A 1205-nucleotide genomic window follows, 5' to 3' on the forward strand; every position below is an offset into this window, starting at 1 on the left:
TTATTTTAGAAACGAAAATCTATATTGATAAATACTTCTAGAATAGCGCATAAATGTAGGGAACGACGCCCTCGTCGTTCCGAATAACGGGCAGATGCGCAAGTCTGCCCCTATGATTAATTATATGAACATATGGAAGGGAGACACATATGATGAAAAATGTTTTTGTGATGGACCATCCCTTGATTCAACACAAATTGACTCTAATTCGGGACAAAAACACAGGCTCTAAGGAGTTCCGCGAGGTTGTTAAAGAATTAGCCATGTTGATGGGTTATGAGGTAACGCGAAATTTACCCCTAGAGGAAATCGAAATTGAAACGCCGGTCAGTAAAACGAAATCTAAGGTAATCGCAGGACGAAAACTTGGAATCGTTCCGATTTTAAGGGCAGGCCTTGGAATGGTAGATGGGATGCTCAGCTTGATCCCGGCGGCCAAGGTTGGACATATCGGATTATATAGAGATCCGGAAACCCTAGAGCCGGTAGAATACTACTGCAAGCTGCCGGTAGATGTCCAGGAGCGTGAACTCATCGTACTGGATCCCATGCTGGCAACCGGCGGATCTGCCAATGCTGCGATCCAGTTTATCAAAGATAGAGGTGCTCTGAGTGTGAAGCTGATGTGTCTGATTGCTTCTCCTGAGGGGGTAAAAGCAGTATGTGAAGCCCATCCGGATGTAGAAATCTATGTAGCTGCTATAGATGAAAAACTGAATGATCACGCCTATATCGTACCGGGACTGGGCGATGCAGGGGACAGACTGTTTGGAACGAAGTAAATTTCAAAGAATAGAGAGTAGAGTCATCGAAATCTATTCTTTTTATTATATATGGAATAAAATAACAAAAATATAGTGTCCTAATTTGAAATACTTTGAAGGAATTTTGAATAGGTATGTAGAAGTATCCTACAAAAGAGGGTTGTATATGGAACTTATCTTGTTTCCTGCACAACCCTTTTCTTTCGAAGTTAATTATTATGAGTATAGCCCAAATAAAGGTTTAAGTGTAGGGTACGACGACCCTGCCGCACCGAGACATAGCGGGCAGACACAAGGCCTGCCCCTACTGTAGGGAACGATCATCGATCGTTCCGTTAGATACGGAAATTTTCAATCATAGGTTAATAAGAATATCATAGGCGTCAACGTAATCCAATTATTTCCAAATAAACCTTAGAAGCATGTCATTCTGAGCGTTAG

At 41.9% G+C, this 1205-nt stretch carries 1 protein-coding gene; it reads left to right on the forward strand.

Annotated features, from left to right (window positions below):
- Nucleotides 1-152: 152 nt before the first annotated feature.
- Nucleotides 153-782 carry a uracil phosphoribosyltransferase gene (upp, locus tag BUB56_RS19215; RefSeq protein WP_110942844.1) on the forward strand — a complete coding sequence of 210 codons (630 nt, stop codon included), beginning with the start codon at nucleotides 153-155 and terminating at the stop codon, nucleotides 780-782.
- The last annotated feature ends 423 nt before the right edge of the window (nucleotides 783-1205 follow it).

Source organism: Geosporobacter subterraneus DSM 17957 (genome assembly GCF_900142145.1).
GTDB classification, from domain to species: Bacteria; Bacillota; Clostridia; order Peptostreptococcales; family Thermotaleaceae; genus Geosporobacter; species Geosporobacter subterraneus.

What these genes read in the sequence shown, in the direction of transcription:
- upp (WP_110942844.1), top strand. Translation starts at nt 153, where the DNA reads ATGAAAAATGTTTTTGTGATGGACCATCCCTTGATTCAACACAAATTG.